The sequence below is a fragment of the Acidovorax sp. Root275 genome, from assembly GCF_001428965.1.
In the GTDB taxonomy this organism is placed as follows: Bacteria; Pseudomonadota; Gammaproteobacteria; order Burkholderiales; family Burkholderiaceae_C; genus Acidovorax; species Acidovorax radicis.
Map to the genome: position 1 here is coordinate 172,490 of NZ_LMJH01000011.1, position 24,362 is coordinate 196,851.

The 24,362-nt window shown below is 64.3% G+C and carries 26 protein-coding genes; 4 read left to right on the forward strand and 22 right to left on the reverse strand.

All coding sequences use genetic code 11. The features are described from left to right. Positions 1-8: 8 nt before the first annotated feature. The 14 genes from rplR to ASE52_RS24390 form a co-directional block, all read right to left on the reverse strand. Positions 9-374 carry a 50S ribosomal protein L18 gene (gene rplR / locus ASE52_RS24325; protein ID WP_010466322.1) on the reverse strand — a complete coding sequence of 122 codons (366 nt, stop codon included), beginning with the start codon at positions 372-374 and terminating at the stop codon, positions 9-11. 11 nt (positions 375-385) lie between these two features. Next, positions 386-919: a 50S ribosomal protein L6 gene (gene rplF / locus ASE52_RS24330; RefSeq protein WP_029414315.1), complete on the reverse strand. Its 534-nt coding sequence runs from the start codon at positions 917-919 to the stop codon at positions 386-388. Positions 920-944: 25 nt separating this feature from the next. Beyond that, a complete protein-coding gene (gene rpsH / locus ASE52_RS24335; protein WP_008906523.1) occupies positions 945-1,340 on the reverse strand; it encodes a 30S ribosomal protein S8 in 396 nt (131 codons plus the stop codon). A gap of 20 nt (positions 1,341-1,360) precedes the next feature. Beyond that, positions 1,361-1,666, reverse strand: a complete 306-nt coding sequence (gene rpsN / locus ASE52_RS24340; protein WP_007861712.1) for a 30S ribosomal protein S14 — start codon at positions 1,664-1,666, stop codon at positions 1,361-1,363. A gap of 8 nt (positions 1,667-1,674) precedes the next feature. Further along, complete coding sequence (rplE, locus tag ASE52_RS24345; RefSeq protein ID WP_010466330.1) at positions 1,675-2,214, reverse strand: 50S ribosomal protein L5; 540 nt, start codon at positions 2,212-2,214, stop codon at positions 1,675-1,677. 9 nt (positions 2,215-2,223) lie between these two features. Beyond that, on the reverse strand, positions 2,224-2,544 hold the full coding sequence (gene rplX / locus ASE52_RS24350; RefSeq protein ID WP_010466332.1) for a 50S ribosomal protein L24: 321 nt from the start codon (positions 2,542-2,544) through the stop codon (positions 2,224-2,226). A 9-nt stretch (positions 2,545-2,553) separates the two neighbouring features. Further along, positions 2,554-2,922, reverse strand: a complete 369-nt coding sequence (gene rplN, locus ASE52_RS24355) for a 50S ribosomal protein L14 (RefSeq protein WP_007861702.1) — start codon at positions 2,920-2,922, stop codon at positions 2,554-2,556. A 195-nt stretch (positions 2,923-3,117) separates the two neighbouring features. Further along, on the reverse strand, positions 3,118-4,710 hold the full coding sequence (locus tag ASE52_RS24360) for a glycerol-3-phosphate dehydrogenase/oxidase (RefSeq protein ID WP_057230074.1): 1,593 nt from the start codon (positions 4,708-4,710) through the stop codon (positions 3,118-3,120). A 186-nt stretch (positions 4,711-4,896) separates the two neighbouring features. Further along, a complete protein-coding gene (locus ASE52_RS24365; RefSeq protein ID WP_010466338.1) occupies positions 4,897-6,627 on the reverse strand; it encodes an ABC transporter substrate-binding protein in 1,731 nt (576 codons plus the stop codon). A 97-nt stretch (positions 6,628-6,724) separates the two neighbouring features. Next, positions 6,725-7,033, reverse strand: coding sequence for a DUF2160 domain-containing protein (locus tag ASE52_RS24370; RefSeq protein ID WP_010466340.1), 309 nt, complete (start codon positions 7,031-7,033; stop codon positions 6,725-6,727). 149 nt (positions 7,034-7,182) lie between these two features. Then, positions 7,183-7,995: a carbohydrate ABC transporter permease gene (locus ASE52_RS24375; protein ID WP_010466341.1), complete on the reverse strand. Its 813-nt coding sequence runs from the start codon at positions 7,993-7,995 to the stop codon at positions 7,183-7,185. Between the two features lie 63 nt (positions 7,996-8,058). After that, entirely contained in the window at positions 8,059-8,949 is an 891-nt protein-coding gene (locus ASE52_RS24380) for a sugar ABC transporter permease (protein WP_010466344.1), read from the reverse strand. Between the two features lie 58 nt (positions 8,950-9,007). Beyond that, the gene (locus ASE52_RS24385) at positions 9,008-10,099 is read right to left on the reverse strand and encodes an ABC transporter ATP-binding protein (RefSeq protein ID WP_057230076.1); all 1,092 of its coding nucleotides are present in this window, start codon (positions 10,097-10,099) and stop codon (positions 9,008-9,010) included. A gap of 1 nt (position 10,100) precedes the next feature. Next, on the reverse strand, positions 10,101-11,189 hold the full coding sequence (locus tag ASE52_RS24390) for an ABC transporter ATP-binding protein (RefSeq protein WP_057229926.1): 1,089 nt from the start codon (positions 11,187-11,189) through the stop codon (positions 10,101-10,103). 191 nt (positions 11,190-11,380) lie between these two features. Between ASE52_RS24390 and ASE52_RS24395 the strand changes: the two genes are divergently transcribed. The 3 genes from ASE52_RS24395 to proC all read left to right on the forward strand — a co-directional run bounded on the left by ASE52_RS24395 (position 11,381) and on the right by proC (position 14,673). Further along, the gene (locus ASE52_RS24395) at positions 11,381-12,145 is read left to right on the forward strand and encodes a DeoR/GlpR family DNA-binding transcription regulator (protein WP_010466350.1); all 765 of its coding nucleotides are present in this window, start codon (positions 11,381-11,383) and stop codon (positions 12,143-12,145) included. A 21-nt stretch (positions 12,146-12,166) separates the two neighbouring features. After that, the gene (gene glpK / locus ASE52_RS24400) at positions 12,167-13,660 is read left to right on the forward strand and encodes a glycerol kinase GlpK (protein ID WP_057229928.1); all 1,494 of its coding nucleotides are present in this window, start codon (positions 12,167-12,169) and stop codon (positions 13,658-13,660) included. Positions 13,661-13,827: 167 nt separating this feature from the next. Next, positions 13,828-14,673: a pyrroline-5-carboxylate reductase gene (proC, locus tag ASE52_RS24405; RefSeq protein WP_057230078.1), complete on the forward strand. Its 846-nt coding sequence runs from the start codon at positions 13,828-13,830 to the stop codon at positions 14,671-14,673. A gap of 99 nt (positions 14,674-14,772) precedes the next feature. On the opposite strand, the gene ASE52_RS24410 is transcribed toward proC, so the two are convergent. Continuing rightward, positions 14,773-15,723, reverse strand: coding sequence for a hypothetical protein (locus ASE52_RS24410; RefSeq protein ID WP_057229931.1), 951 nt, complete (start codon positions 15,721-15,723; stop codon positions 14,773-14,775). 167 nt (positions 15,724-15,890) lie between these two features. Here ASE52_RS24410 and ASE52_RS24415 point away from each other — a divergent pair, with 167 nt between their 5' ends. Next, positions 15,891-16,538 carry a helix-turn-helix domain-containing protein gene (locus ASE52_RS24415; protein WP_057229933.1) on the forward strand — a complete coding sequence of 216 codons (648 nt, stop codon included), beginning with the start codon at positions 15,891-15,893 and terminating at the stop codon, positions 16,536-16,538. Here ASE52_RS24415 and ASE52_RS24420 read toward each other — a convergent pair. From ASE52_RS24420 to recG, 7 genes are all read right to left on the reverse strand, one after another. Further along, the gene (locus ASE52_RS24420; RefSeq protein ID WP_057229938.1) at positions 16,513-16,881 is read right to left on the reverse strand and encodes a DUF1801 domain-containing protein; all 369 of its coding nucleotides are present in this window, start codon (positions 16,879-16,881) and stop codon (positions 16,513-16,515) included. The genes ASE52_RS24415 and ASE52_RS24420 overlap by 26 nt on opposite strands. Before the next feature lie 140 nt (positions 16,882-17,021). After that, positions 17,022-17,912: a 4-hydroxybenzoate octaprenyltransferase gene (gene ubiA, locus ASE52_RS24425; protein ID WP_057229939.1), complete on the reverse strand. Its 891-nt coding sequence runs from the start codon at positions 17,910-17,912 to the stop codon at positions 17,022-17,024. A gap of 111 nt (positions 17,913-18,023) precedes the next feature. Next, positions 18,024-18,659 carry an SGNH/GDSL hydrolase family protein gene (locus ASE52_RS24430; protein ID WP_057229940.1) on the reverse strand — a complete coding sequence of 212 codons (636 nt, stop codon included), beginning with the start codon at positions 18,657-18,659 and terminating at the stop codon, positions 18,024-18,026. 9 nt (positions 18,660-18,668) lie between these two features. After that, positions 18,669-19,169 carry a Dps family protein gene (locus ASE52_RS24435; RefSeq protein ID WP_010466365.1) on the reverse strand — a complete coding sequence of 167 codons (501 nt, stop codon included), beginning with the start codon at positions 19,167-19,169 and terminating at the stop codon, positions 18,669-18,671. An 84-nt stretch (positions 19,170-19,253) separates the two neighbouring features. Next, positions 19,254-20,996: a dipeptidase gene (locus tag ASE52_RS24440; protein WP_140426332.1), complete on the reverse strand. Its 1,743-nt coding sequence runs from the start codon at positions 20,994-20,996 to the stop codon at positions 19,254-19,256. 177 nt (positions 20,997-21,173) lie between these two features. Next, positions 21,174-22,139 (reverse strand): LysR substrate-binding domain-containing protein, encoded by a 966-nt coding sequence (locus ASE52_RS24445; RefSeq protein ID WP_010466369.1) that lies wholly within the window; start codon positions 22,137-22,139, stop codon positions 21,174-21,176. A 21-nt stretch (positions 22,140-22,160) separates the two neighbouring features. Continuing rightward, complete coding sequence (gene recG / locus ASE52_RS24450; RefSeq protein ID WP_057229941.1) at positions 22,161-24,317, reverse strand: ATP-dependent DNA helicase RecG; 2,157 nt, start codon at positions 24,315-24,317, stop codon at positions 22,161-22,163. Between the last annotated feature and the right edge of the window lie 45 nt (positions 24,318-24,362).

Below are 24,362 nucleotides of genomic sequence, written 5' to 3' on the forward strand. Positions count from 1 at the left end.
CGCTCCGCTTAGAACTGCAGGCCGGCTTCACGGGCTGCGTCGGCCAGGGCCTTGACGCGACCGTGGTAGGCAAAGCCTGCGCGATCAAATGCAACCTTCTCGACGCCTGCAGCCTTTGCCTTTTCAGCAATGCGCTTGCCAATGGCCGTGGCGGCGGCGGCGTTGCCACCCTTGCCCGAACCACCGAGTTCCTTGCGCACGTCGGCTTCTGCAGTGGAGGCACTGGCCAACACCTTGCTGCCGTCGCCAGAAATCACGCTGGCATAGATATGGAGGTTCGTGCGGTTCACGGTGAGACGCGCCACGCCTTGCTGTGCAATGCGGATGCGGGTCTGGCGCGAACGACGAAGACGCTGCTCTTTCTTGGTCAACATGTTGCAGCTCCTTATTTCTTCTTGGTCTCTTTGATCGTGATCTTTTCGTCCGCGTAGCGGATACCCTTGCCCTTGTAGGGCTCGGGAGGGCGAACAGCACGAATCTCAGCAGCGATTTGACCGACGCGTTGACGATCGGCACCCTTGACCACCACTTCAGTGGGGGTTGGGGTAGCCACCGTAATACCAGCGGGCATTTCGATATTGACCGGATGCGAATAACCAACAGCCAGGTTCAGCTTGGAACCCGAAGCAGCGGCCTTGTAACCCACGCCAACCAAGCTCAGTTTCTTTTCGAAACCTTTGCTGACGCCGACCACCATGTTGTTGACCAACTGACGAATCGTGCCGCTCATGGCATTGGCTTCGCGGGAGTCATTGACAGGCTCAAAGCTGAGCTTGCCTTCATTGCTCGATACCTTCACCAGCACATTTTGTGCAAGCGACAGGGCGCCGCCAGAACCCTTGACAGAGATCTGGTCATCTTTCACGGACACATCCACGCCAGCGGGGATGGTCACGGGCATTTTTCCTACTCGGGACATTTCAGTTTCTCCTCAATGCCGCGGGTTAGGCCACGTAGCAGAGCACTTCGCCACCGACACCGGTAGCACGCGCTTTGCGATCAGTCATCACGCCCTTGGGCGTCGTGACAATTGCCACACCCAGACCGTTCATGACTTGTGGAATGGAATCACGGCCTTTGTAGACACGCAGTCCGGGGCGGCTGACACGCTCGATGCGCTCAATCACGGGACGACCTGCGTAATACTTCAGGGCAATTTCGAGTTCCGACTTGCCAGCTTCGGTTTTCACCTGGAAGCCGTCGATATAACCTTCGTCCTTCAGCACCTGGGCGATGGCAATCTTCACTTTGGAAGAAGGCACCAGAACCGTGGCCTTGGCGACCATCTGTGCATTACGGATGCGGGTCAGCAAGTCAGCGATGGGATCACTCATGCTCATGTTTAATCTCTCCTGCCTGCTTACCAGCTGGCCTTGGTGACACCGGGGATGTCGCCTGCAAAAGCCAGTTCGCGGATCTTGGCGCGAGCCAGACCGAATTGACGGAAGGTGCCACGTGGACGACCGGTGATTTCGCAACGGTTGCGCTGACGCGTGGGATTTGCATTGCGTGGGAGCTTTTGCAGACCTAAACGGGCCGCATCACGCTCTTCGTCGCTGCGCTTGGCATCGCCAGCGATTGCCTTCAGTTCCGCATACTTGGTTGCGTACTTGGCCGCCAGTTTTTCGCGCTTCAGTTCGCGCTGGATCAAAGCTACTTTAGCCATGCTTCGCCTCAGTTCTTGAACGGGAAACGGAAGCCAGCGAGAAGCGCCTTGGCTTCTTCATCGGTCTGGGCCGTCGTGGTGATGCTGATATTGAGACCGCGCAGGGCGTCGACCTTGTCGTACTCAATTTCAGGGAAAATGATCTGCTCTTTCACGCCGATGTTGTAGTTACCACGGCCGTCAAAAGCGCGACCGGAGATACCACGGAAGTCACGCACGCGGGGCAGAGCCACGGTCACGAAACGGTCCAGGAACTCATACATCTGCACGCCACGCAGCGTGACCATGCAACCGATGGCCTGACCTTCGCGGATTTTGAAACCAGCGATAGCTTTCTTGGCCTTGGTCACCACGGGCTTTTGACCAGCAATCTTGGTCAGATCAGCCACAGCGTTGTCCATCACCTTTTTGTCCGAGACTGCCTCGCTCACGCCCATGTTCAGGGTGATCTTGGTCAGACGGGGAACCTGCATCGGCGAGGTGTAGCCGAACTGCTTGATCAGTTCGGGAGCGACTTTGTCGCGGTAAATTTCTTGCAGTCGTGCCATGTTTACCCCTTAGGCCGCCTTGATTTCAGCGCCGCTGGACTTGAACACGCGAATGCGCGAACCGTCGGCCTGCACCTTGATGCCCACGCGATCAGCCTTGCCAGTAGCGGCATTGAAGATGGCAATGTTGGACTGATGAATTGGCATGGACTTTTCAACGATGCCGCCCGTCGTACCCTTCATGGGGTTTGGCTTGGCGTGCTTCTTGACCATGTTGATGCCGTCGATGACCACATAGGAGTCATCCTTGCGCAGCGACACTGTGCCGCGCTTGCCCTTATCGCGCCCTGTCAGCACGATGACTTCGTCGCCCTTGCGAATCTTGTTCATGGCGCGTCCTTAGAGAACTTCAGGAGCCAGGGACACGATCTTCATGAACTTCTCGGTACGCAGTTCACGCGTCACGGGTCCAAAGATGCGGGTGCCGATAGGCTCCAACTTTGCATTCAGCAACACTGCTGCGTTGCCGTCGAATTTGACGAGCGAGCCATCACCGCGGCGGATGCCCTTTGCGGTACGAACGACCACTGCGCTATAAACCTCGCCTTTTTTGACGCGGCCACGCGGAGCGGCTTCTTTGATACTCACCTTGATGATGTCGCCAACGCTTGCATAGCGACGCTTCGAGCCACCCAGCACCTTGATGCAAAGGACGGACTTGGCGCCGGTATTGTCGGCAACCTCTAACCGAGATTCTGTCTGGATCATTTCAATATTCCCAACTTGCACCAGAAGACCACGGCCCCAGAGAACTTCTCAAGGGCTGCAAATCAGCCAGTCAGTCTTGGGCCCGTCGTCCGCACCGCAAACCATTTGCAGCACTTCCCGCTGGGCAGAAACTTCACGTAGGAAACGCGAAGCCCTCGATTATTGCCAAAAGCTTTTGGGAAGTCAAGCGCCCTATCACACCGGCACGTGCAAATACTGTTGCGCCAGTGCCAGAAAGGCTTCGAGTTGCGGATCTGTCCCCAGTTCTTCGCGCAACAGCTCTGCGACAGAAGGCGCCAAAGCCATCGCCTTGCGGGCGTCCAAGAACAGCAGCCGGGAACGGCGGGCAAGAACGTCCTCCACCGTGCGGGCATACTCAAAGCGTGCGGCAAATCGCACCATGGCAACGGTCAATCCGCCTCCAAGCGCAGTCTGCGCACCGGGGAGCCCCAGAACGGCAGCCGCCTCCCCGCCATAGGAATGCAACCCTTGGGCATCGCTGATGCGGTGCTTGACAGCTTCTTTGGGCGTCCCGACCAAGGGTAAATGGTTCGTGACACCGGCTGGCTTTTCCGGAAGCAGTCCCGTGCTGAAGCATTTTTGCAACACATCTTCAGCCATCGCACGGTAAGTGGTCCATTTACCGCCCGTCACGGTGATCAGGCCGCTGCGACTGGCCAGCACCGTGTGCTCCCGGCTGATCTTCTTGGTGTTGTCGCCATCATCGTCCTGCGGCTTGACCAGAGGGCGCAGACCGACCCAAATACTCCGGATGTCCTCCACCTTGGGGGCGCGGGTGAGATAGCGGGCCGACTCTTCCAGAATGAAACGGACCTCCTCCCCAAATGGCTCGGGCTCGCGCACGATGTCCTGGCGCGGACTGTCCGTGGTTCCCAGAATGAGCTTGCCCAGCCATGGCACCGCAAACAGGACCCGACCGTCGGCGGTCTTGGGCACCATCAAGGCGTGGTCGGACGGGAGGAACTCCCGGTCCACCACGATATGAACCCCCTGGCTTGGCGCCACGATGGGCTTGACGGGCCGCCCGATGGCCTCGCCATCCATCTGGCGCAAGGTGTCCACCCAAACTCCGGTGGCATTGACCACGGTGCGTGCGCGCACCGTGAATTGCTGCCCGCTGTCGGAGTCTTCACAAGTAAATCCAACCACCTTGCCAGCCTCATGCACCAAGGCACGCGCGGGACAGTAATTGACCAGCAAGGCACCCAGACTCGCCGCAGTCCGCGCCAGCGCCAGGGCAAGACGGGCATCGTCGAACTGGCCATCCCAGTACTTGACGCCACCCTTGAGCCCCTCGGAGCGGGCTGTGGGCAGGCATTCAAGGGTGCGGGCACGGCCCAGAAATTGGGTCGCGCCAAGCCCGGCTTTTCCAGCCAGTGCGTCGTACATCATGAGTCCGATGCCGTAGAAAGGCGTCTCCCAGAATCGGTACGACGGCATGACGAACGGAAGAGGCTGCGCCAGATGCGGCGCATTGTTTAGCAGCGTTGTGCGCTCGTGCAGCGCTTCACGGACCAGAGCAATGTTTCCCTGCGCCAGATAACGAACCCCCCCGTGCACCAGCTTGGTGGCGCGGGAAGAGGTCCCCTTGGCAAAGTCGTGGGAATCCACCAAAACCACGCTGAAACCACGCGCCGCCGCATCCAGAGCGACACCAAGCCCTGTCGCCCCGCCGCCAATCACAGCGAGGTCGTATTGGTGCGGCTCGGCCAGACGGGCCAGCAGGTCGGCGCGTCGTGTGGGAAGGGGGGCTGTGGCAATGGTCATGGGGTGATTGTCCATGGGCGGAAGCAAAATTTAAGGGTTTACCCTTAAATTCTTGGCACTTCCAAAAGAGAAAACGCGCCTTCGGGCCAGAGACACCGAGGGCGATATGGAGCGAAAAAGGCAGCCAGAGACCTTGTGAGCCCTGGCTGCCGTCGGCGGGGTCGTCAGGAACGCGACCTCAGGAGATCAACGTGCCTTGCCGTCTTTCCATGCCTGCAACAGGGTGCCGTACGCAATCGTCTGACCCTTTGGCTTCTCATTGGCCAACTTGGCCCATGGCGCTTGCTTGTCGCTCAGCCACTTGGCGTTGTCGCTCTTCGGATTGAGCTTGGGAGCGCAATGCGCCATGCCAGCGCGCTCCAGGCGGGCCATCACCTGGTCCATTTCGTCGGCGAGCGTGTCCATGGCGCCCTGGGGCGTCTTCTCACCCGTCACAGCCTGGGCCACGTTCTTCCACCACAGCTGGGCCAGCTTGGGGTAGTCAGGCACGTTGGTACCGGTGGGCGACCATGCCACGCGGGCGGGGCTGCGGTAAAACTCCACCAGACCACCCAGTTTGGGTGCCAGGTCGGTCATGGCCTTGGACTGGATATCGCTTTCGCGGATCGGGGTCAGGCCGACGATGGTCTTCTTGAGCGACGTGGTCTTGGCCGTCACGAACTGGGCATAGAGCCAGGCGGCGGCGGTCTTGTTCGCGTCGTGGTCCTTGAAGAAGGTCCAGCTGCCCACGTCCTGGTAGCCGTTTTGCATGCCTTGCTTCCAGTACGGGCCGTTCGGGCCGGGGGCCATGCGCCACTTGGGCGTGCCGTCCGCGTTCACCACGGGCAGGCCGGGCTTGGTCATGTCGGCCGTGAAGGCGGTGTACCAGAAGATTTGCTGCGCGATCTGGCCCTGGGCGGGCACGGGGCCGGCTTCGCCGAAGGTCATGCCGGTGGCTTCCTTGGGCGCGTACTTCTTCATCCAGTCCACGTACTTGGTCAGCGCATAGACGGCGGCAGGCGAGTTGGTAGCACCACCACGGGCCACCGAGGCGCCCACCGGCGTGCACTTGTCGTCGGCCACGCGGATGCCCCATTCGTCGATCGGCAGGCCGTTGGGCGCGCCAATATCGGCCGTGCCGGCCATCGACAGCCAGGCATCGGTGAAGCGCCAGCCCAGCGACGGGTCCTTCTTGCCGTAATCCATGTGGCCATAGATGGGCTTGCCATCAATGTTCTTCACGTCGTTGGTGAAGAACTCGGCAATGTCCTCGTAGGCGCTCCAGTTGAGCGGCACGCCCAGGTCGTAGCCGTACTTGGCCTTGAACTTGTCCTTGATGTCCTTGCGGTCGAACAGGTCGGCACGGAACCAGTACAGGTTGGCGAACTGCTGGTCAGGCAGCTGGTACATCTTTCCATCGGGGCCGGTCGTGAACTTGGTGCCGATGTAGTCCTTGAGGTCGATGCCCGGGTTCGTGAACTCCTTGCCCGCGCCGCCCATGTAGTCAGTCAGGCTCATGATCTTGCCGTAGCGGTAGTGCGTACCGATCAGGTCCGAGTCCGAGATCCAGCCGTCATAGATCGACTTGCCCGACTGCATCGAAGTCTGCAGCTTCTCGACCACGTCGCCTTCCTGAATCAGGTCGTGCTTGACCTTGATGCCAGTGATTTCCTCAAACGCCTTGGCAAGCGTCTTGGATTCGTATTCGTGGGTGGTGATGGTTTCAGACACCACCGAGATTTCCTTCACGCCCTTGGCTTGCAGCTTCTTGGCTGCTTCGATGAACCACTTCATCTCGGCCATCTGCTGGTCCTTGCTCAGCGTCGACGGCTGAAACTCGCTGTCGACCCACTTCTTGGCTTCCGCCTCGCCCGCCATGGCGGCCTGGCCCGTCATGACCGCAACTGCCAGTGCCAGCGCTGTGTACCGCGTCTTCATAGTGCCTGTCTCCTCATAGTCATCTCCCCTTTTGGATGCAAGGGCCGCGTGGCTCCGGGGAAGGATCGAGCCGCGCGACGGGAACCTTGGTGGCCGCTCAGCCTTTGCGCATGATCAACGCGAGCAGCAGCATGGACAGCACGAAGCTGAACCAGATCGATGGGTCTTCGCCGAGGCTGAACCACTGCGCCAGCTTGCCGCTGATGCCCACAAAAATCAGATTCACATACGCGGCTGAGAGCAGGCCGATGAACAGGCGATCGCCGCGCGTGGTTTCCAGCGGCAGGAACCCCTTGCGCATCGCCGTGGGGGACTTGAGCTCCCACACCGTCATGCCCACCAGCATCAGCACGATGCATGTGAAGAACACTGCCACCGGCAGGGTCCAGGCCATCCACTCAAACATTTGTACCCCCCTGAGAGCCTGCGGCGCTTCCCCCCAAGGGGGCGCAGCCAGTGGCCGGGCGAAGCCCGTTCCACGACTGCCGCTGGCGTCGGAAGGCCTGCGCACCCTGCAGCGAACTGGTGTAGTTCATGGTTCTGTCTCCCTTCACGCTAGACGCGGCCCATCGCGAAACCCTTCGCGATGTAGTGCCGCACAAACCAGATCACGATGGCGCCCGGCACGATGGTCAGCACGCCAGCGGCGGCCAGCGTCGCCCAGTCCATTCCACTGGCGCTCACCGTGCGCGTCATGGTGGCCACGATGGGCTTGGCGTTCACGCTGGTCAGCGTGCGGGCCAGCAGCAGCTCCACCCAGCTGAACATGAAGCAGAAGAACGCTGCCACACCCACGCCCGCCTTGATCAGCGGCAGAAACACCGTCATGAAAAACCGCGGAAAGCTGTAGCCGTCGATGTACGCCGTCTCGTCGATCTCGCGCGGGATGCCGCTCATGAAGCCTTCCAGGATCCACACCGCCAGCGGCACGTTGAACAGCAAGTGCGCCAGCGCCACGGCAATGTGCGTGTCCATCAGCCCCACGGTGGTGTAGAGCTGAAAGAACGGCAGCAGGAACACGGCCGGTGGCGTCATGCGGTTGGTCAGCAACCAGAAGAACACATGCTTGTCGCCCAGGAACTGGTAACGGCTGAACGCATACGCCGCCGGCAGCGCCACGGTCAGCGAGATCACCGTGTTGATGCCCACGTAGATCAGGCTGTTGATATAGCCCGAGTACCAGGACTCATCGGTGAAGATGGTCTTGTAGTTGTCCCAGGTGAAGTTCTGCGGGAAGAACGAGAACGTCGACAAGATCTCGGCGTTCGTCTTGAAGCTCATGTTGACCATCCAGTAGATGGGCAGCACCGCAAACACCAGGTACGCCAGCAGAAAGATCGTCCGCTTGCGGAATCTGCGCTCAGGCATGATTGCTCCTATTTTTATAGCTATCAGCGCTTATCCAATAAGCGCTATCGGCATTTTTAATGCTCATTCCTGCACCTCGGGCTGCTGGGTGCCCACGCGCTGCATCCAGTTGTAGAGGATGAAGCACAGCAGCAGGATGATGAAGAAGTAGATCAGCGAAAACGCCGCCGCCGGCCCCAGGTCGAACTGGCCCACGGCCTTGGTCGTGAGGTACTGGCTGAGGAAGGTGGTCGCATTGCCCGGCCCGCCGCCCGTCAGCACAAACGGCTCGGTATAGATCATGAAACTGTCCATGAAGCGCAGCAGCACCGCGATCATCAGCACGCCGCGCATCTTGGGCAGCTGGATGTAGCGGAACACCGCAAACTTGCTGGCGCCGTCGATGCGCGCGGCCTGGTAGTAAGCGTCGGGGATCGAGCGCAGCCCGGCAAATGCCAGCAGCGCCACCAGCGGGGTCCAGTGCCATACGTCCATCAGCAGCACCGTCAGCCAGGCCTGTGTGGCGTTGCCGGTGTAGCTGTATTCAATGCCGATCTCTTGCAGCATGCGGCCCATGAGCCCGATGTCGGCCCGGCCATAGATCTGCCAGATGGTGCCCACCACGTTCCACGGGATCAGCAGCGACAGGGCCACCACCACCAGCACGGCGGACGACTTCCAACCCTGGGCGGGCATGGACAGGGCCAGCGCGATACCGAGCGGGATCTCCACCGCCAGCACCGACAGCGAGAACGTGATCTGCCGCCACAGCGCGGCATGCAGCTCCTCGTCACGCATCACGGCGGCAAACCATTCGGTGCCGACAAACACGCGCCGCTCGGGCGAGATGATGTCCTGCACCGAGTAGTTCACCACCGTCATCAACGGCAGGATGGCCGAGAAGGCCACGCAGATGATGACCGGCAGGATCAGGAACCAGGCCTTCTGGTTCACGGGCTTGGTCGTCGTGCTCATTGGAAACCTCCGTGCTGCGCACTGCGGTGCTGAGCGCCTTCGGGCGGCCGGGCGGCGCTCATGGAGTGACCTCCGCGGCCAGCAGTTGTTCGTTTTGATAGAAGCAGGTGTGCTCGCCGAGCACCTGCAGCCACACCGCGTCGCCCGCCGAGGGCAAGCGCGTCTCCGGCGTGAAGCGCGCCTTGAGCGTGTGCTCGCCCACCTTGGCGGTCAGCATCAGGTAGGTGCCGATGTCCTGCACCTGCACCACGGTGCAGGGCAATGCGCCGGCCTGCTGCGGCTGGGCCAGGGCCAGGTACTCGGGCCGTATGCCCACTTGCAGCGCACCGCCCGGTAGCGCGCGGCCCCCAGGGCTGGCGAGGCGCTGCCCGGCCACCGTAAGTTGAGCACCCTCGCTGTGCGCCGGCAGGAAGTTCATGCCCGGTGAACCAATGAAGTGACCCACGAAGGTGTGTGCAGGGCGCTCGAACAATGCATCGGCCGAGCCCACCTGCACCGCCTTGCCGCGCGTCATCACCACCACCTGGTCGGCAAAGGTCAGCGCCTCGACCTGGTCGTGCGTCACATAGATCAGCGTGAGCTTGAGCTCGTGGTGAATCTGCTTGAGCTTGCGGCGCAGCTGCCACTTGAGGTGCGGGTCGATCACCGTGAGCGGCTCGTCGAAGAGCACGGCCGCCACGTCCGCGCGCACCAGGCCGCGGCCGAGCGAAATCTTCTGCTTGGCGTCGGCCGCCAGGCCCGCCGCGCGCTGATTGAGCTGGCCGCTCATTTCCAGCATCTCGGCGATCACGCCCACGCGCTGCTTGATCTGGTCCTCGGGCACCTTGCGGTTGCGCAATGGGAACGCCAGGTTCTCGGCCACGGTCATGGTGTCGTAGATCACCGGGAACTGAAACACCTGGGCGATGTTGCGCTCCTGCGGGCTGGCACGGGTCACGTCACGCCCGTCGAACAGTACCTTGCCATGCGACGGCACGAGCAGGCCCGACATGATGTTGAGCATGGTCGTCTTGCCGCAGCCCGAGGGGCCGAGCAGCGCGTAGGCGCCGCCGTCCTCGAACTCCATCTTGAGCGGCATCAAAGCGTAGTCGCTGTCCTGCTGCGGATTCGGCTTGTACGAATGCGCGAGATCCAAACTGATACGGGCCATCTCAACGCCCTCCTTGTACGGCGCGGTGTCGCGCGGGCGCCCAAACCAGGCGGCCGTCGGCACCAAACACATAGGCCTGCGACGGGTCCAGATGCAGCGTGATGGCCGCCCCCAATTCAAAGTAATGCACGCCGGTCAGCTGCGCGACCAGGTCACCCCACGGCGTGGATGCGTGCACGAAGGTGTCGGAACCCGAAATCTCGGCCAGTTCAACCGTGCCGTTCACGCCTGCGTCGCCGGGACGGGCGTGAACGCGCAGCGCACTGGCGCGCACGCCCACGGTGACGCCACCCGCCGCCGCACCCTGGGGCAGCGGGATCGACAGCACCGTGCCACCCGGAAGCTGCACCCCCTGCGCGGCCACCGTGGCGGGCAGCAGATTCATCGGCGGATCGCTGAAGGCGCGCGCCACGCGCAGCGAGTTGGGCGCGTGGAAGACCTCGGCCGTGGGGCCGTACTGCAGCAGCTGCCCTTCGTCGAGCACCGCGGTGTAGCCGCCCAGCAGCAGGGCCTCGCCCGGCTCGGTCGTGGCATAGACCACCGTGGACTGCCCTGCGGCAAACAGTTGCGTGAGTTCTTCGCGCAGCTCTTCGCGCAGCTTGTAGTCCAGGTTCACCAGGGGTTCATCGAGCAGCATCAGCGGCGCGCCCTTGGCCAAAGCACGGGCCAGCGCCACGCGCTGCTGCTGCCCGCCCGACAGCTCGGCCGGATAACGGTCCAGGAACATGTCGATGTGCAGGCGGCTGGCGATCTCGCGCACCCGGGCGTCGATGTTCTTTTCGCCGCGCAGCTTGAGCGGCGACGCAATGTTGGCCGCCACCTTCATCGAGGGGTAGTTGATGAACTGCTGGTACACCATGGCCACGTTGCGGTCGCGCACCGGCATGCCGGTCACATCCACGCCGTCGACTGTCACGCGGCCTGCCGTGGGGGTGTCCAGCCCGGCCATGATGCGCATCAGGCTGGTCTTGCCCGCCTGCGTGGCACCCAGCAGCACCGTGACGGCGCCGCTGTGCAGCGCCAGGCTCATGTCATGAAGCCAGGTCTGCGGTCCTACCTTTTTGCTGATGCTGTCCAGTGCCAGCTGCATCACGCAACCTTTCTAGTAGGCCCCTCCCGGGGCCGTAGGGATCTGGCGCCGACTGCGCACGCAGTCCGGCACCTCGTTTTCGATTGCGTTCATTTTTGTTCTTTTCTGATCGTATTGAATCAAGGTTTACCCTTAATGAGTTCCTTTTTGTTCGATTTAAAGTATCCGCACCCCATAGCCAATTAATACGCGTGAATACGAATCCTCGACAACTGCTGCTGCTGGAAGAAGTCCGCGCGCGCAAGTCCGCCACGGTCGAGCAACTGGCCGATACCCTCGGCGTGACGCTGCAGACCGTGCGCCGCGACGTGCAGCGCCTGGCCGAATCCGGGCTGCTCACGCGTTTTCATGGCGGCGTGCGCGTGCCCAGCTCCACCGTGGAGAACCTGGCCCACACCCAGCGCGAAACGCTGCATGCCGAGGGCAAGGCGCGCATTGCCCGCGCCGTGGCGAGCCAGGTGCCCAACGACTGTTCGCTGATCCTGAACATCGGCACCACCACCGAAGCCATTGCCAAGGCCTTGCTGCACCACCGCGGCCTGCGCGTGATCACCAACAACCTCAATGTGGCCGCCATCCTGAGCGGCAACCCCGAGTGCGAAGTCATCGTCGCTGGCGGGGTAGTGCGCACGCGCGACCGCGGCATCGTGGGCGAGGCGGCGGTGGACTTCATCCGCCAGTTCAAGGTCGACATCGCGCTCATCGGCATCTCAGGCGTGGAGCCCGACGGCTCGCTGCGCGACTTCGACTACCGCGAGGTGAAAGTCGCACAAACCATCATCGAACAGTCGCGCGAGGTCTGGCTGGCGGCCGACCACAGCAAGTTCAACCGCCCGGCAATGGTGCAGCTGGCCACTCTGGCGCAGATCGACCGCCTGTTCACCGATGCACCACCGCCCGAGCCCTTCCCGGCCCTTCTGCAAGATGCTGAAGTCATCTGCACGGTAGCTGCATAGCTTCACCTATCCTTTGCCCTCATGACCTACCTGCTCGCACTCGACCAAGGCACTTCCAGCTCCCGCAGCATCGTCTTTGACGAGCAGGGCCACATCGTGGCGCAGGCGCAGCTGGAGCTGCCGCAGATCTACCCCCAGCCCGGCTGGGTGGAACATGACCCGCTGGAGATCTGGCGCACCCAGCTGGCTACGGCGCGCGATGCGTTGGCCAAGGCCGGCATTGCCGCCAGTGCCGTGCGCGCCGTGGGCATCACCAACCAGCGCGAGACCACCGTGCTGTGGAACCGCAAGACTGGCCAGCCCGTGCACCACGCCATCGTCTGGCAGGACCGGCGCGCCGAACCCGCCTGCGCCCAGCTGCGCAGCCAGGGCCGCGCGGCCACCATCCAGGCCAAGACCGGGCTGCTGGTGGATGCGTATTTCTCGGGCACCAAGCTGCAGTGGCTGCTGGACCACGTGCCCGGCGCGCGCGATGCGGCCGAGCGCGGCGAGCTGGCCTTTGGCACGGTGGACAGCTGGCTGATGTGGAAGCTCACCCACGGACAGGTGCATGTGACGGACGTGAGCAACGCCTCGCGCACCATGCTGTTCAACGTGCACACCAACCAGTGGGACGATGAGCTGCTGGCGCTGCTGCGCATCCCCAGATCGCTGATGCCCGAGGTACAGCCATCAAGCTCGCACTTTTGCGACATCGCCGCCGACCTGCTGGGCCACGCCGCGCCCGTGGGCGGTGTGGCAGGCGACCAGCAAAGCGCGCTGTTCGGCCAGGCCTGTTTTACCGCCGGCATGGCCAAGAACACCTATGGCACGGGCTGCTTCATGCTGATGCACACGGGCGGCAAGTTCCAGACATCGCACAACGGCCTGCTCACCACCAGTGCAGCGCAGACGGGCCGCCAGCCCGAGTTTGCGATGGAGGGCAGCGTCTTCGTCGGCGGCGCCGTGGTGCAGTGGCTGCGCGACGGCCTGCGCGCCATCTCGACCAGCAGCGAGGTCGAATCGCTGGCGCAAAGCGTGCCGGATTCGGGCGGCGTGATGATGGTGCCGGCCTTCACCGGCCTGGGCGCCCCGTACTGGAAGCCCGACTCGCGCGGCACCATCACGGGCCTCACGCGCGGCACCACGCTGGGCCACATTGCGCGTGCCGCCCTGGAGAGCATTGCCTACCAAAGCGCCGCCCTGCTTTTGGCCATGAGCCGTGATGCCGTGGCCGCTGGCGGCGCACCGGTCAGCGAGTTGCGCGTGGACGGCGGTGCCTGCATCAACGACCTGCTCATGCAGTTCCAGGCCGACCTGCTGGGCATTCCGGTGGTGCGCCCTGCGGTCATCGAGACCACTGCGCTGGGCGCCGCCTACCTGGCAGGGCTGTCGAGCGGCGTGTACCGCAGCACCGACGAACTCTCGCAACTGTGGCGCGCCGATCGCCGCTTTGTGCCGACCCTGAGCAACGCGCGTGCCCAGGAGCTGATGGCGAACTGGGAGCATGCGGTGCGGCAAACGACAGCGGCGTGAGATAGGGGACGCGCCCCGGAGTCGCCTCCGGCGCCTAGACACAGCCGCCAGGGGCGGCGGTTCTTCGGGCACGTCAATGGCACATGCCGGGCCCCGCCCCCAACGAGGGCGGCTTCGCACGGTTCGGCGCTACCATCGTGGCCCGTTCACATTCGCGCGACCGCCCCATGACCGCCCCCACTTCCGCAACCGCCAGCCCGCAACTCCCTACCATCGCCTTCATCGGCGGCGGCAACATGGCCAGCGCCATCATTGGCGGGCTGATCCACCAAGGCCACCCGGCCAGCCAGATCGAGGTGGTCGAACCCTGGGCCGAGGCGCGCGACGCGCTGCGCAAGAACTACGGCATTGAAGCCCAGCCTGAAGCCGGGCCCGCCTTGCAGCGCGCGCGCATCGTGGTCTGGGCCGTCAAGCCCCAGACCTTCAAGGACGCCGCCTCCCAGGCCAAGGCCCACACAACAAACGCCCTGCACCTCAGCGTGGCCGCCGGCATCCGCTCGGGCAGCATCGCCCAATGGCTGGGCACCGAGCGCATCGTGCGCACCATGCCCAATACACCGGCCCTGGTGGGCAAGGGCATGAGCGCGCTGTATGCCCGCCCTGCGGTGAACGCGATCGAGCGCGAGAGCGTGGAGGCCATCATGGCGTCCACCGGCGAGTTCCTGTGGGTGGACAGCGAACCCCAGCTCGACGCCGTCACCGCCCTGTCGGGCTCGGGCCCCGCCTATGTGTTCTATTTCCTCGAAGCCATGACACGCGCCGGCATGGGCATGGGCCTCTCCAACGCACAGGCACACCAGCTGGCCGTGGGGACCTTTGTGGGGGCGTCAGAACTGGCCCGCCGCTCCGAGGAGCCGCCGGCCGTGCTGCGCCAGCGCGTCACGTCCAAGGGCGGCACGACTTACGCTGCCTTGCAGTCCATGGAAGCGGATGGCGTGGGGGCCGCTTTCGAGCGCGCCATGGAAGCCGCGCGCAAGCGGGCCGATGAACTGGGGGATGAATTTGGGGCGTGAACGTTGGGGGGCGGAGAGGTTCGTTGCAGCCCCCTAGTCCCGGCACGCGGAGGGCCCCGGCCGCCAGGCGACGCAGCCAGCGCCCGTTATCCGCGTGACTCAATATCCAGCCCGTGCCTGCGGGCACTTCGCCTTGCTGGCAGGTTTGATCTCCACCACCTGCCAACTGGCATCCAGCATCCAGGCACTGGTCCGTTTGCGCGTGATCTGCTGGCCTTTGCCCAGGCTGCTGACATTGACCGCGATGGCCTTGTCAGATTTTCCGTAGCGGCATTCCACCTCAAACTCCAGGCCTTCCCTGGCGCTGACCGTTGGCAAGGGAACCTCCACCAGCTTCAACGGCGGTTTGGCCAATTCGGCAGGGGGCATGCTGTCGTAGGCGCTGCTGGCGTCCACCACAAACCCTGCGCGCGAAAAATGCTCCAGGCCACTGGCAGGCGCAGCGCCGCCGGATGAGCGCACCCAGAACCCCGCGCTCTTGCCCGCCACGGTGTCCGACGACAGTGGCGCCCACTGCTGGCGCAATTCTTTGCGCGACGGCAGCGCTGCGCTGGCAGGTGCCAATGCCATTGCAGGGACAGCCGCCGGGGCAGGCGCCGCCGCAGCCATGGCTTTTGGGGCCGGTGCTGCCTTCGCTGCAGGCGCGGCGGCTTCCTCGCCCTGGAACTTGTACTTGCCGTCAAACGGCACATCCCCCCAGGCACTGGCACAGGCCTCGACATGCAACTGCATGCCCCCCGCTGCGCGCTTCAAGGTCATCGTGCAACGGCCTTCGCGAAAATCCCAGCCGCCAGGCGCATCGGCCAACTTGCCTTCGCCAGCGCCACTGCGCAATTGGCCCGCCTTGCCCATCTCGGACACCTCCAGCGTGAACTTGCCGTTGGATTTGACGGTGAGCAACCGCTCAAAACGGCTGTCGCTGGCCTCATAGACACCCGCTTTGGGGTAAGGGCTGTAGTCGGCCGCCAACACGGGCGCCGTCAGACACGACAGCACCACGCCCACGGACAAGAAACGCAGGGCACGCGCAGTGTTTGTTTTATTTTTCATGCTGCCAGGGAGAAGGAGTTTTTATGATCAGGGACACACGCCGCACGCCCAACGCTGCGGCAGGCAGTGTCGCCCTGCGGCGGGCTTTGCATTGCGCTGCCGTGCGGCGGCGCGATCTTACCGACCGGAGTGGGATCTTTGGGGCTCCTTGGCACAATCGCTCGGCCATGTCACAACTCTTACATCCCTTTGAAGCCTGGCACCACACGTCATGCGCTGCCGACAGCACCGTGGTGGTTCCGGATGGTTGCCGTGACCTGATCCTGCATGCCCTCCCCCACCAGCCGCCCATCTGGTTTGTGACCGACCTGGCGGACAGCACCTACACCGTGCCCGGCACGGTGGGCGAGCGCTACTGGGGGTTTCGCATGCAGCCGGGCACGCAGGTAGATGCAGAGCGCCTGCTGGCCCTGCTGCAGAGCCAAACCATGAACGAACCCCACGATGCCCTGCCGTTGCTGCACGACTGCATGGCGCTGGATACGCGGGTGGCCGATGCCCTGCAAAGCCTGGCGCGCCACAGCCAGGTGGCCCAGGCAGCGCGGCAACTGGGTGTGTCGGAGCGCACCCTGCAACGGCTGGTGCAGGCCGCCACCGGCCGTGCGCCGGCCTATTGGAAGTGCCTGGCCCGCGTGCGCCGTGCTGCGCAGGCGTTGCCGGGGGCACCGTCGCTCGCGGAGTGCGCAGCGGACCATGGCTACACCGACCAGGCCCACATGACGCGCGAATTTGGTCGCTGGCTGGGCCGCACGCCCGCAGCGGTGGTGGCTTCGCCGCAGTGGCTGGCGGCTATTGGCGCTTCTGGCTATTGCTGATGGAGCACGCCAATCCCAGGTAGTGGGACACCTGCTTGGCGGTGAGATCTTCTACCGTGCGCAATTTGAGATGCCTGCGCTGTTTTCCCGCCCCCTCCAGCACCTTGAATGCATCCGGGAGCTGGGCGCCGTCGCCAAACTCCAGCGACACATGCTGGGTGTACGCAAACAGGCCACAAAAGGGCTGGGGTGCCGAGAAGAGGATGCCGCCGTACTTGACCTCCTCGCGCACATCGCGCCCCAGGCCAAGAACAAGGGCACGCGCGCCCTGCAGCAAGCCGTGTTGCTCTGGATGGTGCTGCTTAATGTCCAGCAGCAGTTGATGGACGCGGTCTTCGGCCATGGATGGAGAGGTGCGATAAGGGGTTTGAATGAAAGATGCCGACTGGCTGGAGGCTCTGAGGCAATGTAGCGAAGGGCGTGGAAACCGGCTTGTAAAAACCCGCCACCAAATCGCTGACCAGCACGGCCCGCACGCCGCAGTCAGCCCGTCACACCCAGCCACCGCAGCAGATAGCTGCCCGCAATGCCCGCAAACACCGTGGCACCCAGCCAGTGGTTCACGCGGAATGCCTTGAAACACCCTTCGCGCGAGCGCGTGCGGATCAGCGTGAAATGCCACAGCACCTGCGCCAAGGCTACGGCTAACGCTACATAAAAAATAGCACCCAACGCATACCCATCAAGCGCCAGAACCCAAATTGACAAGAAAAGCAGGTAGAACACCACAATGGCGGCCACATCCAGACGGCCCAGGGTGATGGCCGAGGTCTTGATGCCGATCCGGAGGTCATCGTCGCGGTCCACCATCGCGTATTCGGTGTCATAGGCCAGCACCCAGAACAGGTTGCCCAGCCACATCCACCAAGCCACGGCAGGCACGCTGCCCTGCACGGCGGCAAACGCGATCACGATGCCGAAGTTGAACGCGATGCCCAGCACCGCCTGCGGCATGGCGATGATGCGTTTGGTGAAGGGATAGGCAATGGCCACCAGCACGGCGGGCACCGACCAGGCAATGGCGGCGGTGTTGGTGGTGAGCACCAGGCCAAACGCCAGCAGCGCCAGCACGGCCCCCAGGGCCAGCGCCTCCTTCACGCCCACTGCACCCGTGGTCACCGGGCGTTGTGCGGTGCGCTTGACGTGTTTGTCGAAGTCGCGGTCGGCCACGTCGTTCACGCAGCAGCCGGCGCTGCGCATGAGGATGGTGCCCAGCACGAACACCACCAGCAAATGCCAGCCCGGGAATCCGTCGGCCGCGATCCACAGGGCGGAGAGCGTGGGCCACAGGCACACCAGCCAGCCGGCGGGACGGTCCCAGCGGATGAGATCAAGGTACAGGGCGAAGCGGCTGCGCGGGGTGACGGACGGCATGCGTTGGCGAGTGCGGAAGGGTTTTAGGAAACCCGCCGAACGTGCGGGCGCACCGAATGTAGCAGCAGAGTCTCCCATGCCCACCCACCGGGGGGCACGGCTTGAAAGCTGCTAAAGGAGGCGCGCGACCACCGGCGTCAACGCCTGCGCCAGCCGCGCATGCTGGTCTGCATCCAGGTGCACACCGTCCACCGGGCTGGCCGTGACCACCTGGCCCGCATCCAGGAAATGGCAGTCCATCGTGCGGGCGACTTCCTCCAGGGCGGCTGCCATGCCGACGCACCGCAGGTCACCTCCCTCGAACTTGGGCGTGACCGGGCCATGCGCCACCGTGATGGGCGGCGGCGCCACCACCAGGATGGGCGGCACCGGCATGCCGGGCTCGATGGGCGCCTGCCGGATGGCCGCCACGATCGCGGCCAGCCCCTGCGACGAATGCCAGGCACTGTTCTGGTGGCTGGACTGGAAGTCGTTGGTGCCCAGCATGAGGACCACCAGCGCCAGCGGGGAGTGGATTTCGATGCGCTGCGCCAGGCCCTGAAGGCCATTGCGGCCGGGCTTGAACGGGTCGTCCCACACGGTGCGCCGGCCATTAAGACAGTCTTCGATCACCCGCACCTCACGCCCCTGCTCAAGCAGGGCCAGCTCCATGGCACCGGGCCAGCGCTGCCCAAACGGCAGGCGCTGGCGGGTGCCCGGCACGATGCCCCACGACAGGGAGTCGGCGTACACCAATACGTGCTGCACCCCGGTGCCTCACTCTTCCAGCAGCGAGCGCAACATCCAGGCCGTCTGCTCGTGCACCGTGAGGCGCTGGGTCAGCAGGTCGGCGGTAGGCTCGTCGCTGGCCTTGTCGGCCAGCGGGAACAGGCTGCGGGCGGTGCGGGCCACGGCCTCATGGCCTTCGACCAGCACGCGCACCATGTCCAACGCCTTGGGCGGCTTGGCCGGCGCGTCGGGCACCGTGGCCAGCTTGCCGAACTCGGCGTACGAGCCGGGGGCCACATGGCCCAGCGAGCGGATGCGCTCGGCGATCGGGTCCACCGCGTTCCACAGCTCGGTGTACTGCGCCATGAACATGGTGTGCAGCGTGTTGAACATCGGGCCCGTCACGTTCCAGTGGAAGTTGTGTGTGGTCAGGTACAGCGTGTACGTGTCGGCCAGCAGGCGCGACAGGCCCTGGGCGATGGCGGCGCGGTCTTTTTCGCTGATGCCGATGTTGATGGTGGGGGCGGTGGTCTTGGAGGCCTTGGCCATGGAAAGCTCCTTCGTTGGGATGGCGGTCAATCGATGGAATCCGCCGTGCGCTGCGGTCCGGAGGGCTCCGGACCNCTAAAGCCATCACTGCATCTGGCTCAAATTCCCGATGCGCACCAGCATCTCGGTGAACATCTGCATGTCCGCGTCCAGGTCCACCACTTCCTTGAACTCCTTGGCGTTGTGGGCCGTGTACTTCTTGCCGGGCATGGCGGGGCCGAAGTTGATGGCGTTGGGCATGAGCTTGGCCGTGGTGCTGCCGGCCGTGGGCACGGGCTTGGCTTCCAGGCCCGTGGTGTCACCAAAGGTGTTGAGCAGCGTGGAGAGCCAGGCGCCCTTGGGGTCGCGGGCCATCCAGTTGCCCTGTTGGTGGTCCACCTCCACCGCCACGCCGGCCTGGGTGCCCCAGGCCTTGATCTTGGCCGACGTGGCCTGCGAGAGCGCCTCGGGCGTGCTGCCGCGGGGCATGCGCACGTTCACCAGCACATCGATCTTGCCATCCTTCTCGCGCACGAGGTTGGGCGACATCGTCAGCGGGCCCATGAAGTCGTCGGCATACGCCAGGCCCAGCGTGCGGCCCAGGTAGTCGGTGCCGTACAGGTCGGTGAGGTAACGCACGGCCTGCGCGTAGCCATTGGGGGCCAGCGCCACGCCCGACTCCTTGAGGAACAGCGCCAGGCGCGGCAGCGGGTTCACGCCTTCTTCAGGGCGGGAGCCGTGGGCCGATGCGCCAGTGACCTTGATCTGCACGGCGGCGCCGTCTTGCGTGACGTCGATGCTGAAGACCCCGCCCTGTGGCTTGTACTTCTCGACGAACGCAGCCTTGGCGGCGTTCAGGCGCGCAGCCACATCGGCAGTGTTGCCGCCTTGCAGCTTGGCCGTGGCGGTCTGCGGCACGGCGTTGGTCGATGCGGCGCCGGCCATGGCGGTGATGGCGGTGGCGCTGGCACTGGCCACCGATCCCAGCGCGAACGAGGCACGCAGCGCGCCGGAGCCCTTCTCGGCCACCACAGCGGGGTACTTGCTGTCGAGCACGATGTTGTACTCAGGCAGCGTGGTCTTGGCGCGGTAGTACTTCATCGCGTCGCCGCCGGTTTCTTCCGTCGTCTCGATCATGAGGCGGATCGTGCGCGACAGCGGCAGGCCGCTTTCCTTCACCGCCTTCATCGCGTAGAGCACGGTGGCGATCGATCCCTTGTCGTCGATCGAGCCCCGGCCGTACAGGTTGCCACCCACGCGCGTCAGCTTGAAGGGGTCCAGGCGCGTGCCATCGTCCAGCACCCATTCGTCGGCCACCACGGGCACCACGTCGGCGTGCGTGAGGATGCCGAACTCCTCGGTGCCGCTGCCGGGCAGCTTCACTTCAAAGACACGGTTGTCCACGTTGCGGAACTGCAGGCCAAAATCGCGGGCCATGCCCTCCACCAGCGCACCGAAGGCAATGATGGACTTGTCTTCGTGCGGCGGCACCTTCTCGGACCGGAACGTGGGGAGCGCCACCATCTTGGCGGTGGTGTCGATCACTGCCGCCTGGTTGTGCAGGCGGTTGTACAGACCGAGCAGACGGCTGATGTTGACCAGGTCGTCCCCCGCCAGCGGCTGCTTGGCCGCATAGGCCGAGACGCTGGCGCGCAGCATCGGGTTCTCGCGGGCGGCCTGGGCCAGGAACTCGCCGAAGCTGCCTTGTGCCGCAGCGGGCAGCGAAGCCACCAGGCGGTCCATGTCGGCCTTCTTGACCGTGCCCGCCACGGGGGCGTGCGAGGAGGGAATGCTGGAACACGCGGCCAGGCCCACGGCCAAGCCAGCGGCCATCAGGATCTTCTTCATTGATTGCTTTCCTTGGGTTGTGGAGTGCGCATGGCGCCCGCGGGTTGCATGTGGCGCAACCCCGCAGTGCGGGCGACAGGTTGGTGCCACCCGTGGCGTTTTGTCCTCAGCGACCTTCTACCGCGCCACACGCCATGCGGGCGAAAGTGTAGTCCCGCCAGGCAGACCCAGGAGGGCTCAGGACAGACGTTTCACGCCCGGCAGTTCGCATGCGTACACCGCGTTGCGCAACGCCGCGATGGCCTCGTAGCGCGTGAAGCTGCGCCGCCATGCCAGCACCACGCGGCGCACGGGTGGCGGGCCGCCATCTTCCTCGCGGATGGGCAGATACCGGATGTAGGTCTCGTCGCTCTTGCGGCGGCGCGACACGGTGAGCAGCGCATCGCGCGGCACCGACAGGCGCGGCACCAGTGTCACGCCCATGCCCGCCGCCACCATGTGCTTGATGGTCTCCAGCGAAGAGCCTTCGAACGACTTGCGGATGCCCTCGGCATTGCTCGCAAAACGTGCGAATTCGGGACAGACCTCGAGCACATGGTCGCGAAAGCAGTGGCCCGCGCCAAGCAGCAGCATGGTTTCGCTCTTGAGTTCAGCCGCCGTCACGGACTTCTTGGTCGCCAGCGGATGCGAGCTGGGCACCGCTGCCATGAAAGGCTCGTCATACAGCGGCGCCATGGCCAGCCCCGTGTCCGGGAAGGGCTCGGCCAGAATGGCGCAATCGATCTCGCCCGTGCGCAGCATCTCCAGCAGCTTCACCGTGAAGTTCTCCTGCAGCATCAGCGGCATCTGCGGGTTGCGCACGATCGACTGGCGCACCAGCTCGGGCAGCAGGTAAGGGCCGATGGTGTAGATCACGCCCAGTGTGAGCGGCCCCGCCAGCGGGTCCTTGCCGCGTTTGGCGATCTCCTTGATGGCCGCCGCCTGCTCCAGCACGCTCTGCGCCTGGCGCACGATTTCTTCGCCCAGCGGCGTGACGGAGACCTCGCCCGCGCTGCGCTCAAAGAGCTTCACATCGAGCTCTTCTTCCAGCTTCTTGATGGCCACCGACAGCGTGGGCTGCGATACATAACAGGCGTCGGCCGCATGACCGAAGTGTTTCTCCCGCGCCACGGCAACGATGTACTTGAGTTCGGTGAGGGTCATGGTGTGTTCCAGCAGGCCGTTTCATGCCTTGAGATAGTCGGATTTTCCACCCAACCAGCGCGCCACGTGCTTTGCGGCCAATTCCGGGTGGCGATCCAGCATCACCGGAGCCAGCTCACGCGCCCATTCCAGCAGGTGCGTGTCAGTGGCCAGGTCGGCAAAACGCAGCAGCGCGTCGCCCGACTGGCGTGCGCCCAGGAACTCGCCAGGGCCCCGTATTTCGAGGTCGCGCCGGGCGATTTCGAAGCCATCGTTGGTCTCGGCCATGGCGCGCAGGCGCTCCTTGGCGGTTTCGCCCACACGGCCACTGTCGTTGGTGGCATACAGCAGCACGCAGGCCGATGCGGCCGCACCGCGCCCCACGCGCCCGCGCAGCTGGTGCAGCTGGGAGAGGCCAAAACGCTCGGCATGCTCGATGACCATGAGCGAGGCGTTGGGCACGTCCACGCCGACCTCGATCACGGTGGTGCTCACCAGCACGCCCATCTGACCGCTGGTGAACAGCGCCATCACGGCTTTCTTCTCGGCCGTGGGCATGCGCGAATGCAACAGCCCGACCATGCAACCCGGCAGGGCTTCGCTCAGATCAGCGTGGGTGGCCGTGGCGTTACTCAGATCCAGCGCCTCGCTCTCTTCGATCAGCGGGCACACCCAGTACACCTGCCGCCCAGCCTCCACCTGCGCGCCGATGCGTGCAATCACCTCGTCCTTGCGGCTGTCGGCGATGAGCTTGGTGACGATGGGGGTGCGGCCCGGGGGCAGCTCGTCGATGACGGAGACATCCAGGTCGGCGTAGTAGCTCATGGCCAGCGTGCGCGGGATGGGGGTGGCACTCATCATGAGCATGTGCGGCTCCATACCGTGGGCGGCCAGCTTCTGCCGCAGCGCCAGCCGCTGCGCCACGCCAAAGCGGTGCTGCTCGTCGATGATGGCCAGCGCCAGGTTCTTGAACTGCACCTGCTCCTGGATCACCGCGTGGGTGCCCACCACCAGGGCGGCTTCGCCGCTGGCCACCAGCGCCAGCATGGCGGTGCGGTCCTTCTTTTTCTGCCCGCCCACCAGCCAGGCCACCTTGCGGCCGCGCGCGGCCAGCAAGGGTTCGAGCCAGCCGATCATCTTGGCGAAATGTTGCTCGGCCAGGATTTCGGTGGGCGCCATCAGCGCGCACTGCCAGCCCGCGTCCATGGCCAGGCAGGCGGCCAGGGCCGACACCACCGTTTTGCCCGACCCGACGTCGCCCTGCAGCAGCCGGTGCATGGGCACCTTGCGGGCCAGGTCGGCCGCAATCTCTTCGCCCACGCGGCGCTGCGCCACCGTGAGGCTGAACGGCAGCACGGCCAGCAACTGCTCGTGCAGCGGCAAGGAACCGTCTGCGGCTTTTTGTGCGCGCAACACGGGCGCACGCAGCATGTCGCGCGCGCGGCGCGACTGCTGCTGCGACAGCTGCTGGGCCAGCAGCTCCTCGGCCTTGAGGCGCTGCCACGCGGGGTGGCTGTGGTCTTCCAGCGTCGACAGCGCCACATCGGGCGTGGGGTGGTGCAAAAAAGTGAGCGCCTCGCGCAAGCTGAACAAGCGCTGGAGGCCATTTTGGCTATAAAAACGGGCCAAAGGCGGCTCGGCAGCGGATGGTAAGGTGTCTGACAAATCCACCCGAGCCAGCGCGCCGACCACGGCACGGCGCAGGTAGGGCTGGGGCAAACCGGCGGTGGTGGGGTAGACCGGCGTCAGCGCGGCGGGCAGTTCGCCACCCGCTACGCGAAACGCGGGATGCATCATTTGTCGCCCCCAGAAGCCGCCCTTGATTTCGCCCCGGATGCGCAGGCGCGCACCCACGGCCAGGGTCTTTTGGTGCGAGGGGTAGAAGCTGAAGAAGCGCAGTTCGCACGCCCCGGTGTCGTCCTCCACCTGCACCAGCAACTGGCGGCGCGGGCGCAGCTGAATTTCGCTGGAGGTCACCGTGGCTTCGATCTGCACCATCTGCCCATCGCGCGCATTGGCCAGTGGGGTGATACGGGTTTCATCTTCATAGCGCAGGGGCAGGTGCAGGGCCAGGTCGATGTCGCGCCGAAGTCCCAGCTTCTGCAGCGCCTTCTGCGCCACCGACGCGCCGCCCTTGACCACGGCAGGAGGTGCCGGAGCCTTGGCGTTGCGGGAAACTCTGGGGGCGGCGGCGGGCATGTAGCGGGTTCTACGAACGGCAGGGACTGGGCAAAAAGGCTACCA

What these genes read in the sequence shown, in the direction of transcription:
- rplR (WP_010466322.1), bottom strand. Translation starts at nt 374, where the DNA reads ATGTTGACCAAGAAAGAGCAGCGTCTTCGTCGTTCGCGCCAGACCCGC.
- rplF (WP_029414315.1), bottom strand. Translation starts at nt 919, where the DNA reads ATGTCCCGAGTAGGAAAAATGCCCGTGACCATCCCCGCTGGCGTGGAT.
- rpsH (WP_008906523.1), bottom strand. Translation starts at nt 1,340, where the DNA reads ATGAGCATGAGTGATCCCATCGCTGACTTGCTGACCCGCATCCGTAAT.
- rpsN (WP_007861712.1), bottom strand. Translation starts at nt 1,666, where the DNA reads ATGGCTAAAGTAGCTTTGATCCAGCGCGAACTGAAGCGCGAAAAACTG.
- rplE (WP_010466330.1), bottom strand. Translation starts at nt 2,214, where the DNA reads ATGGCACGACTGCAAGAAATTTACCGCGACAAAGTCGCTCCCGAACTG.
- rplX (WP_010466332.1), bottom strand. Translation starts at nt 2,544, where the DNA reads ATGAACAAGATTCGCAAGGGCGACGAAGTCATCGTGCTGACAGGGCGC.
- rplN (WP_007861702.1), bottom strand. Translation starts at nt 2,922, where the DNA reads ATGATCCAGACAGAATCTCGGTTAGAGGTTGCCGACAATACCGGCGCC.
- ASE52_RS24360 (WP_057230074.1), bottom strand. Translation starts at nt 4,710, where the DNA reads ATGACCATTGCCACAGCCCCCCTTCCCACACGACGCGCCGACCTGCTG.
- ASE52_RS24365 (WP_010466338.1), bottom strand. Translation starts at nt 6,627, where the DNA reads ATGAAGACGCGGTACACAGCGCTGGCACTGGCAGTTGCGGTCATGACG.
- ASE52_RS24370 (WP_010466340.1), bottom strand. Translation starts at nt 7,033, where the DNA reads ATGTTTGAGTGGATGGCCTGGACCCTGCCGGTGGCAGTGTTCTTCACA.
- ASE52_RS24375 (WP_010466341.1), bottom strand. Translation starts at nt 7,995, where the DNA reads ATGCCTGAGCGCAGATTCCGCAAGCGGACGATCTTTCTGCTGGCGTAC.
- ASE52_RS24380 (WP_010466344.1), bottom strand. Translation starts at nt 8,949, where the DNA reads ATGAGCACGACGACCAAGCCCGTGAACCAGAAGGCCTGGTTCCTGATC.
- ASE52_RS24385 (WP_057230076.1), bottom strand. Translation starts at nt 10,099, where the DNA reads ATGGCCCGTATCAGTTTGGATCTCGCGCATTCGTACAAGCCGAATCCG.
- ASE52_RS24390 (WP_057229926.1), bottom strand. Translation starts at nt 11,189, where the DNA reads ATGCAGCTGGCACTGGACAGCATCAGCAAAAAGGTAGGACCGCAGACC.
- glpK (WP_057229928.1), top strand. Translation starts at nt 12,167, where the DNA reads ATGACCTACCTGCTCGCACTCGACCAAGGCACTTCCAGCTCCCGCAGC.
- proC (WP_057230078.1), top strand. Translation starts at nt 13,828, where the DNA reads ATGACCGCCCCCACTTCCGCAACCGCCAGCCCGCAACTCCCTACCATC.
- ASE52_RS24410 (WP_057229931.1), bottom strand. Translation starts at nt 15,723, where the DNA reads ATGAAAAATAAAACAAACACTGCGCGTGCCCTGCGTTTCTTGTCCGTG.
- ASE52_RS24415 (WP_057229933.1), top strand. Translation starts at nt 15,891, where the DNA reads ATGTCACAACTCTTACATCCCTTTGAAGCCTGGCACCACACGTCATGC.
- ASE52_RS24420 (WP_057229938.1), bottom strand. Translation starts at nt 16,881, where the DNA reads ATGGCCGAAGACCGCGTCCATCAACTGCTGCTGGACATTAAGCAGCAC.
- ubiA (WP_057229939.1), bottom strand. Translation starts at nt 17,912, where the DNA reads ATGCCGTCCGTCACCCCGCGCAGCCGCTTCGCCCTGTACCTTGATCTC.
- ASE52_RS24435 (WP_010466365.1), bottom strand. Translation starts at nt 19,169, where the DNA reads ATGGCCAAGGCCTCCAAGACCACCGCCCCCACCATCAACATCGGCATC.
- ASE52_RS24440 (WP_140426332.1), bottom strand. Translation starts at nt 20,996, where the DNA reads ATGAAGAAGATCCTGATGGCCGCTGGCTTGGCCGTGGGCCTGGCCGCG.
- ASE52_RS24445 (WP_010466369.1), bottom strand. Translation starts at nt 22,139, where the DNA reads ATGACCCTCACCGAACTCAAGTACATCGTTGCCGTGGCGCGGGAGAAA.
- recG (WP_057229941.1), bottom strand. Translation starts at nt 24,317, where the DNA reads ATGCCCGCCGCCGCCCCCAGAGTTTCCCGCAACGCCAAGGCTCCGGCA.